Source organism: Pseudomonas sp. SDO5522_S412 (assembly GCF_054071215.1).
In genome coordinates, this window is record NZ_JBSVWQ010000228.1 from 1 (window position 1) to 9,054 (window position 9,054).

Annotated in this window: 9 protein-coding genes; 2 read left to right on the forward strand and 7 right to left on the reverse strand. The window is 63.3% G+C overall.

Annotated elements, in window-relative coordinates; genetic code table 11:
- Positions 1-90: 90 nt before the first annotated feature.
- Positions 91-789 (reverse strand): orotidine-5'-phosphate decarboxylase, encoded by a 699-nt coding sequence (gene pyrF / locus ACW9I6_RS27560; RefSeq protein ID WP_457340052.1) that lies wholly within the window; start codon positions 787-789, stop codon positions 91-93.
- Positions 790-1,079: 290 nt separating this feature from the next.
- Between pyrF and ACW9I6_RS27565 the strand changes: the two genes are divergently transcribed.
- Together ACW9I6_RS27565 and ACW9I6_RS27570 are read left to right on the forward strand one after the other, a co-directional pair.
- Positions 1,080-1,844, forward strand: a complete 765-nt coding sequence (locus ACW9I6_RS27565) for a response regulator (protein WP_032898726.1) — start codon at positions 1,080-1,082, stop codon at positions 1,842-1,844.
- Complete coding sequence (locus ACW9I6_RS27570; protein WP_003217175.1) at positions 1,844-2,881, forward strand: sensor histidine kinase; 1,038 nt, start codon at positions 1,844-1,846, stop codon at positions 2,879-2,881. The genes ACW9I6_RS27565 and ACW9I6_RS27570 overlap by 1 nt, the downstream gene beginning before the upstream one ends.
- A gap of 28 nt (positions 2,882-2,909) precedes the next feature.
- Here ACW9I6_RS27570 and ACW9I6_RS27575 read toward each other — a convergent pair whose 3' ends face one another.
- The 6 genes from ACW9I6_RS27575 to ACW9I6_RS27600 form a co-directional block, all read right to left on the reverse strand.
- Positions 2,910-3,974 (reverse strand): AI-2E family transporter, encoded by a 1,065-nt coding sequence (locus tag ACW9I6_RS27575; RefSeq protein ID WP_003217173.1) that lies wholly within the window; start codon positions 3,972-3,974, stop codon positions 2,910-2,912.
- Positions 3,975-4,047: 73 nt separating this feature from the next.
- Positions 4,048-4,866, reverse strand: a complete 819-nt coding sequence (locus ACW9I6_RS27580) for a DUF4892 domain-containing protein (protein WP_003217171.1) — start codon at positions 4,864-4,866, stop codon at positions 4,048-4,050.
- Positions 4,867-4,968: 102 nt separating this feature from the next.
- The gene (locus ACW9I6_RS27585) at positions 4,969-5,823 is read right to left on the reverse strand and encodes an alpha/beta hydrolase (protein WP_087695368.1); all 855 of its coding nucleotides are present in this window, start codon (positions 5,821-5,823) and stop codon (positions 4,969-4,971) included.
- Positions 5,820-6,629 carry an alpha/beta fold hydrolase gene (locus ACW9I6_RS27590; protein WP_008431257.1) on the reverse strand — a complete coding sequence of 270 codons (810 nt, stop codon included), beginning with the start codon at positions 6,627-6,629 and terminating at the stop codon, positions 5,820-5,822. The genes ACW9I6_RS27585 and ACW9I6_RS27590 overlap by 4 nt, the downstream gene beginning before the upstream one ends.
- Positions 6,630-6,727: 98 nt before the next feature.
- Positions 6,728-7,171, reverse strand: a complete 444-nt coding sequence (locus ACW9I6_RS27595; protein ID WP_087695369.1) for a hotdog fold thioesterase — start codon at positions 7,169-7,171, stop codon at positions 6,728-6,730.
- 31 nt (positions 7,172-7,202) lie between these two features.
- On the reverse strand, positions 7,203-8,870 hold the full coding sequence (locus ACW9I6_RS27600) for an AMP-binding protein (protein WP_102369643.1): 1,668 nt from the start codon (positions 8,868-8,870) through the stop codon (positions 7,203-7,205).
- Between the last annotated feature and the right edge of the window lie 184 nt (positions 8,871-9,054).

Genomic DNA, 9,054 nt, shown 5'->3' on the forward strand with positions numbered 1-9,054 from the left:
ACAGTCAATGCATAAGGTGACTGCTCTACCGCCTTCGCGAGCAAGCCCGCTCCCACATTTTTTTACCGTGCCCGCTTCAGGTCGGGTAGGTCAGGCAATCTCGGCAACTACCGCTGCCAGCGCCTTGGCCGGGTCGGCCGCCTGGCTGATCGGGCGACCGATCACCAGGTAATCGGAACCGGCATCCAGGGCCTGGCGCGGGGTCAGGATGCGACGCTGGTCGTCCTGGGCGCTGCCCGCCGGGCGAATCCCCGGGGTCACCAGTTGCAACGCCGGGTGGGCGGTCTTCAACGCCTGCGCTTCCAGCGCCGAGCACACCAGGCCGTCCAGGCCAGCCTTTTGCGCCAGGGCCGCGAGGCGCAGCACTTGTTCCTGTGGCTCGATGTCCAGGCCGATGCCGGCCAGGTCTTCACGCTCCATGCTGGTCAGCACGGTCACGCCAATCAGCAGTGGCTTGGGGCCGGTGCGCTGATCGAGCACTTCACGGCACGCGGCCATCATGCGCAAACCGCCGGAGCAGTGCACGTTGACCATCCACACGCCCATCTCGGCGGCGGCCTTGACCGCCATCGCGGTGGTATTGGGGATATCGTGGAATTTCAGGTCGAGGAACACCTCGAAGCCTTTGTCACGCAAGGTGCCGACAATTTCGGCGGCACAACTGGTGAACAGTTCCTTGCCAACCTTGACCCGGCAAAGCTTGGGGTCCAACTGGTCAGCCAGCTTCAGTGCGGCGTCACGAGTGGGGTAATCCAGGGCGACGATGATAGGAGTCTGGCAGGCGGACATTGGAATGGGCTCTCAGGCAAGTCGAAATCGGCGCGGATTGTAGCGCAAGCAGCGGGTTTGCGGGATCCGATGATCGGTAATTCGCGATTTAGCCGCCAGATTGCGGGCTCCCGGGCAATTGTGTCAAAACAGATACATTCCCGACATGCCTGCAATACCCCCGAAGATTAGCCTCGCACACGTGAACCATCGTACAGAACTTCCAGCCCCGGGGCTGGGCGCCTATGCTGAACGCAACAACCTCTCCGCCGAGCTTCGGCCCGGCGGCCAACCAGGTAGATGATCGCACCATGCAAACCCTGACTCCTGTGCTGAATGACGATCAAAAAGCCTCGCTTGTCGGTGAAGACAAACGCTGGAATACCCGCGCACTGATTGTCGACGACGACGTGCCGATCCGCGAACTGCTGATCGATTACCTGGCGCGCTTCAATATCCTCGCCAGCGGCGTGACCGATGGCGCGGCCATGCGCCAGGCCATGCAAGCGGAGACCTTCGACGTGGTGGTGCTCGACCTGATGCTGCCGGGCGAAGACGGCCTGTCGCTGTGCCGCTGGCTGCGGGCGGAATCGGACATCCCGATCCTGATGCTCACCGCCCGCTGCGAACCTACCGACCGCATTATCGGCCTGGAACTGGGGGCCGACGACTACATGTCCAAGCCCTTCGAGCCCCGTGAACTGGTGGCGCGCATCCAGACCATCCTGCGCCGGGTGCGGGATGACCGCACCGAGCAGCGGGCGAATATCCGCTTCGACAACTGGCGCCTCAACAGCGTGCTGCGCCAGCTGGTGGCCGACGACGGGCTGGTGGTGCCGCTGTCCAACGCCGAATTCCGTTTGCTGTGGGTGTTTATCGAGCGCCCGCGCCGGGTGCTGAGCCGCGAACAATTGCTGGACGCGGCCCGGGGTCGCTCCATCGAGGCCTTTGATCGCAGCATTGACCTGCTGGTCTCGCGCCTGCGCCAGAAGCTGGGGGACGACCCCAAGGCCCCGCAGTTGATCAAGACCGTACGCGGTGAAGGCTACCTGTTCGACGCCCGAGATATCGGCTGATGCGCAACGCCTTCAACACCCTGTTCGGGCGGCTGTTCGGTGTGTTGCTGGTAGCGATTGTGCTGGCCCACGCGCTGGCATTCTTCTGGTTTCACCATTATGGCCCGCCGCCCCCTCCGCCCCACGAGACCTTCATCGAGCAACCGGACGGCAGCCTGACGCCAATGCCCAAGGAGCATCGCCGTCCCTGGTTCGGCGGGCCTGTGGTGCCGCTGACCTTCCAGTTTATCTCGCTGATCATTGCCGCCTGGTACGGCGCCAAGCTGCTCAGCCGGCCAATCCAGCGCCTGAGCGCCGCGGCCGAGCGCCTGAGCCTGGACCTCGACAGCCCACCGCTGAACGAGTCCGGCCCACGGGAGGCGCGGCAAGCGGCATCGACCTTCAACCTGATGCAAAAGCGCATCCGCGAACAGGTCACCCAGCGTGCCCGCATGCTGGGCGCCGTGTCCCACGACCTGCGTACGCCGCTGTCACGGCTCAAGCTGCGCCTGGAACAGATCGAAGACACCAAGCTGCAGGGCCAGATGCGCCAGGACCTGGACGACATGATCGGCATGCTCGACGCCACCCTGAGCTACCTGCACGAGCAGCGCACCAGCGAAACCCGGCATTGGCTGGATGTGCAGGCGCTGGTGGAATCCCTGAGTGAAAACGCCCAGGACCGTGGCTCCGATGTGCAATGCAGTGGTGAGTGCGCGCCGCTGCAAGTGCAACCGATGGCCCTGCGTTCGTGCCTGAACAACCTGATCGATAACGCCCTGCGGTACGCCGGCACCGCGCGCATCGAACTCGCGGACACTCCGCAGGCGCTGGTGGTGAAAGTGATCGACCACGGCCCGGGCATTGCGGCGGATAAACGCGAGGCGGTGTTTGAACCGTTTTATCGGCTGGAAGGCTCGCGCAACCGCAATTCCGGTGGCGTGGGGTTGGGCATGACGATTTCCAAGGAAGCCGTGGAACGCCTCGGTGGACGGCTGAGCCTGGAGGAAACTCCGGGCGGCGGCCTTACCGCCGTAATGTGGCTGCCAAGGGCGTAGGAATGGTTCCTGCGCCCTGCAGGAACCATTACTGCCCGGTTTTATCTTCCCGCCGCACCTGAGCCTGGGTGGCACTCCAGTCGGTCAACAAGCTATACGCCACCGCCAGCAATGTCGGGCCGATAAACAGGCCGATAAAGCCGAACGCAATCAACCCGCCAAACACCCCCAGCAACACGATCACCAGCGGCAGGTTGCCGCCACGGCTGATCAGGTAGGGCTTGAGCACGTTATCGACGCCGCTGATGATGAACGTGCCCCATACACCGAGGAACACCGCATAGGTGTAGTCGCCCTTCCAGGCGAGCCAGGCGGTGGCCGGGATCCAGATCAGCGGCGGGCCCATCGGAATCAGGCTGAGCAGGAACGTCACGATCCCCAGCACCAAAGCCCCCGGAACACCGGCAATCCAGAAGCCGATCAGCGCCAGCAAGGCCTGGGCGGCAGCGGTGCCGATCACACCGTTGACCACCCGCTGCACCGTACCCGCGACCAGTTCGATGTAATAACCCGCCCGGTCGCCGATCAACCGCTCCAGCAAGCGATGCACAAACATCGCCAGGCGCGGCCCGTCACGGTAGAAAAAGAACACGAACACCAGGCTCAGGGTCAGTTCCAGGATGCCGCCGCCGATCTGCGCACTGCGGGCCAGCAACCAGTTGCCGACCTGGCCCAGGTACGGTTTCAACGTGACCATCAGTGCCGCGCCCTGCTGGTCGATGCTGTCCCACATCGCCACCAATCGTTCGCCGACAAAGGGAATGGAACCGAGCCAGGTGGGCGCCGCAGGCAAGCCATCCACCTGGATATCCTTGATCAGGCCCACGGCATCGCGCACATGGTCGGCGAGGTTGAACCCCAGCCAAACCAGCGGCAACGCCACCAATAGCATCCAGACCAGGGTCAGGATCCCGGCGGCCAGCGATTCGCGACCGCCCAGCCAGCGGGTGAGCAAGCGCATCACCGGCCAACTGGCAAACGCCAGTACCGCGCCCCAGAACAGCGCCGACCAGAAAGGCGCCATCACCCAGAAGCTGGCACCAAACAACACCAGCAGCAGGATCTGCACCAGCAGGCGATCGTTATTGAGCATGTGGTTTCTCGAAAAGAAGTCTGTAAGAGGAAGAGCTTAGGCGAACGGCGCGGGTCCGTTCGCCCTGGAACGGTCAGCGTATCAGATGCAGGTGCAAACCCTTGGCTTCGGTGGTGCCGGTTTCCAGGCGCGCCGCACGTACGCCCTGATCGATCAAGCCCTGGCGCCATGCCTCGGCGGTGGGCCCGGTCAAACTGACCCGCAACGTGGCATCCAGGTTCAATCCGCGGGAAATAAGGGTGAGCCAGGTGGCGTCAGGCTCGGCGCCCAGCTTGGGAAAATCCAGCTCGCCAGTGCTTTTCAGTTCCCGCAGCAGCGTAGCGGAGGTCGGCAGCAAATCGCCCAGCGGTGCGCTGGCGTCCATCTGCTCCACGTGCAGGTACGCCCGTCGATTGCCCCGGGTGATGCCGTACAACGCGACCAGGGAGTTGTCCTGCGGGGCCGCCAGGCGCAGCAGCAGGTATTCCTGCTGGCCGTCGGCGCCCACCAGCTTGGCATTGCCGAACACTTCATTGGCCCACAGGCTGCTTTCGCCGCAATCACGGGCCTGGCACCAGAACAGCAGTTGCGCGCCCTGGGCCTGCAAGGCTTCACGGGTGGCGGTAAAGGCGGCGCTGGAGGTGTGCTCGGCAGGCAGTTCGTAGGTGATGGCAGTGGCTTGGCCGCGGGCGGTGGCCTGGCCTTCATAGCGCAGCTGGCCGCTGATCTTGCGGATCGAGCCCAGCGGGTAGATACGTTCTTTCTCTTCGGCGGGACGGTAGTCGACGATCTGCGCGTCGACCTGACGGGCCACGGCGGGCAAGTCCTGGCTACCCGGTACGTCGGCGGCAAACACCAGCGGGCTGAAACAGCACAGCCCCAGAACACGAAAAAATCCCTTCGGCATACTCATCGGATCGGCGCGCCCTGGCCATTGGGGTGCGCTGCGGTGTTGAGATCGTTCATGGTTGACTCCCTTTCGATCCGCCCAGCCTCGGCAGTTGACCCCGCCAAGTCAAGGCGTGGAGAAAAACCGATTGAAACAGTCTGCAACAAGGGTAGCGCCTGGCTCGTCATTCAGGTGCAAATGATGGCCACCGGGCAAGGTAGTCACCTGGAACGGAAGCCCGGAAAGCAATTCGGAATGTTTCGCCAACATGCCGTCTTCGGCGACCACCAACTGTGTCGGACAGCCGACTCGGCGCACGAAGGCCATCGCCTGTTCTTCTGTCAGGCGCATGGGGGAGGCCAGGGTCAGGCGGCTGTCGCTGCGCCAGGTGTAACCACCCGGCACGGGCATCAAGCCACGCTGGGCCAGCAGTTCGGCGGCTTCACGACTGACTGCCACCACGCCTTTCATCCGCGCTTCCACCGCGCGATCAAGGGTGCTGTACACCGGCTTGCGCTTGTCCTGCAGGTTCATTTGCGCCTGCAACGCCATGCCGAGGCGTTCGGCGGCGTTGTCTGCGGTGCCGGTCGGCGGGATCACGCCATCAATCAATCCCAGGTGCGTCACCCGCTCCGGCAAGGCGCCGGCCAACACCAGGGAAACGATGGCGCCGAGGGAGTGGCCAAGTAATGCAAAACGTTTCCATCCCAATTGTTCGGCGACTTGCAGCACGTCGTGGACGTAATCCCACAGGGAATAACCGGCTCCAACGGGTCGATGGGCCGAGTGACCATGGCCGGCCATGTCCAGCGCAACGATGCGCAGGCCATCGAGTTTCGGTGCCAGCCGGGCGAAGCTGTTGGCGTTGTCCAGCCAGCCATGCAGGGCAATCACCGGCAGGCCATCTTCAGGGCCGAACAGATGCGCCGCCAACTCGATGTGCGGCAGCGCCAGGCGGACTTCTTCGACGGGCGCAGTCATGCGCAACTGCGCTCGCGCTGGCGAGCTTCCCAACGGGCAAACAGGTTCTTGATCAAAGTGGCGGTGTCCTGTGGGCGTTCAAGGGGAAACATGTGGCCGCCGGGCATGGTCAGCATTTCGCCCATGGGCATGCGCCCCACGCCGCTGGCATGGTGACGCATCACCACCCGGCTCTGGCGACCACGCACCACCGCCAGCGGCACTTTCAGTTGCCGGGCCTGGCCGGGGCTGGTGTGGGGCACGCCGCGGTAGATGCTGATTTCGGTGGCCGGATCAAAGCGCAGGCGCAGGCGATCACCCACCGGTTCCAGGCCGTGTTGCAGGTAGGCATCAAAACAGTCGGGATCAAAGCCGCGAAACAAGGTCTTGCCGGCGAAGTACTGGCGCGCAGCCGCCAGGTCGGCGAACTCTTCACGACGGCCCAGGGTGCGCCCCGCCGGGGTCAGCCGGTCGATAAAGCCGAAACGCTTGGCCGCGCGGATCACCCAGCGATCGGCCAGGGTCAGTACCGGCGAATCCAGCATCACCACCCCGCGATACAGCTGCGGGCTACGCATGGCCGCATGCAGGTGCAGCACACCACCCAACGAATGGCCCACGCCCCACACCGGCTCCGGTTGTTGCTCAAGGTGGTGGATCAGTTCGTCAACCAGGTTCTGCCAATTGTCATCCACTGGAAACCGGGGGTCGTGACCGTGCTGCGGCAAATGCGCGACGGCGTACTCCGGGGCCAGGGCGGCAAACAATTTGCCGTAGGTCGCCGAAGGAAAGCCATTGGCGTGAGCGAAAAACACGTGCTGCGACATACCTGATCCATCACCGTAAACAGAGTGTTGATTCTCCCCAGACCGGGCAGTCACGGCAATGACTGTAACTGCCAGGAATGATGACACTCACGCCACGCCTATCGGGCCGGCGGGTTCTCCCCCAGCGGCACCACGGCCATGGTCAGGCGCGATACGCAGCTGGCCTTGCCTTCATCACTGGTCAGGCGAATGTCCCATACGTGGGTGGTGCGTCCGATGTGAATAGGCTTGGCCACCGCCGTCACCCGCCCGCTGCGCAGGCCGCGCAGGTGGTTGGCGTTGATTTCCAGGCCAACGCAATAGAACTTGCTGGCGTCGATGCACAGGTAACTGGCCATGGAGCCCACGGTTTCCGCGAGTACCACCGACGCGCCGCCGTGCAGCAGGCCGTAGGGTTGATGGGTGCGGTGGTCGATCACCATGCTGGCTGTCAGGGACTCGTCGTCAAAACGTTCAAAGCGGATATCCAGTACTTCACCGATGGTGTTTTTCTGAATCGCATTCAGTTGCTCGATATTCGGTTGGGTGCGCCACAGGCTCATTGATCGGTCCTTATTGGTTTTATGTCAGTGCTCAATCCTGCCACAGCACGGCTTCGGAGCGCTCGCTCCAGGCCAGGAACTGCGACCCGTAGGCTGATTCAATCACGTTGCGCTTGATCTTCAAGGTCGGCGTGAGAAAACCGTTTTCCACCGCCCAACTGTCTTTCACCACCACCAGTTGGCGCAAGCGCTCATGTTTATCGAGCACTTGGTTGACCTCTTCCAGCAAGCGTTCAAGGCTGCCCTGCAAAGCCTGGCGCCCAGCGCCTGCGGCATCTTGCAGACCCACGGCAGATAACACGCACAGGCCCATGGGCGCACTCAAGCCATCGCCCACCACGCACACCTGCTCGATGCGTGCATGTTCGGCCAGGCGGTTTTCAATCGGCGCCGGGGCCACGTATTTGCCTTTGCTGGTCTTGAAGATTTCCTTGAGCCGCCCGGTCAGCCGCAGGCGGCCATCGGTGCCCTGCTCGCCCTTGTCGCCGGTGCGCAGGAAGCCGTCGGCGGTGAGGGTCTCGGCAGTTTTTGCCGGGTCCTTGTAATAACCGAGCATGGTCGCGCCGCTGCGTACCTGGACTTCGCCGTCGTCACCAATGCGTACTTCGACGTCCGGGCATGGCGGGCCTATCCAGCCGAGTTTCTGCTGGCCGGGGCGGCACACGTGGGAGTAGCCGCAGCTTTCGGTCATGCCATAGACCTCCAGCACATCCAGGCCCAGCCGGCGATACCAGACCAACAGTGCTTCGGGCACGGGGGCTGCGCCGGAGATCGCCACGCGCACAGCGTCCAGGCCCAACCCGGCGAGTACTTTGTGGCCGACCCGCTTGCCGATGAAGGGCAGGCGCAGCAAGGTATCGAGGCGGCTTGCGGGGATTTTGCTATAGACGCCCATCTGGAATTTGGTCCAGATCCGCGGTACGCCGAACAGCGCTGTTGGCCTCGCCCGTTTGAGGTCTGTCAGAAAAGTGTCGAGGCTCTCGGCGAAAAATACTGTCTGTCCGGTGTAGATCGAGGCCATCTCCACGAACATGCGTTCGGCGACGTGGCACAGCGGCAGGTAGGACAGCAGGCGGTCGCCCTCCCCCAGGCCGAACAGTTCAGTGCCGCGGATGGCCGCGAAGGCCAGCGCGCCGAAGCTGTGCATCACGCCCTTGGGCAGGCCGGTGGTGCCGGAGGTGTAGATGATGGTGGCTAGATCGGATGCTGCGGGCGCGGGGTTGTCCTGAATGGGTGAGCAGGCTTGCAGGTCGGCCCAGGTGAAATCGAATTCGCCATCGGGGCACAGCGGCAGGCTGATGGTGGGCAGGTCGGCCTTTACTCCGGCGGACATGGCGGGCCAGTCGTCCAGTTTGCCGATAAATGCCAGTGCGGCTTCGGAATGCTCGAGTACGTGGGCGACGGAGTCGGCGGTGAGGTTGGGGTAGAGCGGGACCGAGACGTGCCCGGCCATCCAGATGGCGAGGTCGGCGATGATCCAGTGGGCGCAGTTTTTCGAGATCAGGGCGATGTGGGAGCCCTGGGGCAGGTCGCGGGCTCGCAGCCAGTGGGCGGCGCAGCGGGCCTGGTGACCGGCTTCGGCCCAGGTGAGGGTTTGGACCTCGCCGCCTTTGATGGGCTGAACCAGGAATCGTTGCCGTGGGTGGCGGGCTTCGCGGTCGAAGAAGACTTGCAGCGGCAAACGAATAGCGACAGACATGGACGCGCTCCTTTGTGTTCCGATGGTAGCCAACCAAGCACTTGCTTGGCTGACTATTTCATGGGAGCGCGGGGGGTGCAAGTTCTGCTGTTTGGGGGTATATCCGTTATTTGGGTGATGGCTGAAATGGGTTCCGCTCTTACAGCGGCTCACTTTTGAAAAGCGCAAAAGTAAGCAAAACGCT

Bases quoted from the DNA above. Each gene is read 5' to 3' on its own strand.
- ACW9I6_RS27565 (WP_032898726.1), top strand. From the start codon at position 1,080: ATGCAAACCCTGACTCCTGTGCTGAATGACGATCAAAAAGCCTCGCTT.
- ACW9I6_RS27595 (WP_087695369.1), bottom strand. From the start codon at position 7,171: ATGAGCCTGTGGCGCACCCAACCGAATATCGAGCAACTGAATGCGATT.
- ACW9I6_RS27580 (WP_003217171.1), bottom strand. From the start codon at position 4,866: ATGAGTATGCCGAAGGGATTTTTTCGTGTTCTGGGGCTGTGCTGTTTC.
- ACW9I6_RS27600 (WP_102369643.1), bottom strand. From the start codon at position 8,870: ATGTCTGTCGCTATTCGTTTGCCGCTGCAAGTCTTCTTCGACCGCGAA.
- pyrF (WP_457340052.1), bottom strand. From the start codon at position 789: ATGTCCGCCTGCCAGACTCCTATCATCGTCGCCCTGGATTACCCCACT.
- ACW9I6_RS27570 (WP_003217175.1), top strand. From the start codon at position 1,844: ATGCGCAACGCCTTCAACACCCTGTTCGGGCGGCTGTTCGGTGTGTTG.
- ACW9I6_RS27585 (WP_087695368.1), bottom strand. From the start codon at position 5,823: ATGACTGCGCCCGTCGAAGAAGTCCGCCTGGCGCTGCCGCACATCGAG.
- ACW9I6_RS27590 (WP_008431257.1), bottom strand. From the start codon at position 6,629: ATGTCGCAGCACGTGTTTTTCGCTCACGCCAATGGCTTTCCTTCGGCG.
- ACW9I6_RS27575 (WP_003217173.1), bottom strand. From the start codon at position 3,974: ATGCTCAATAACGATCGCCTGCTGGTGCAGATCCTGCTGCTGGTGTTG.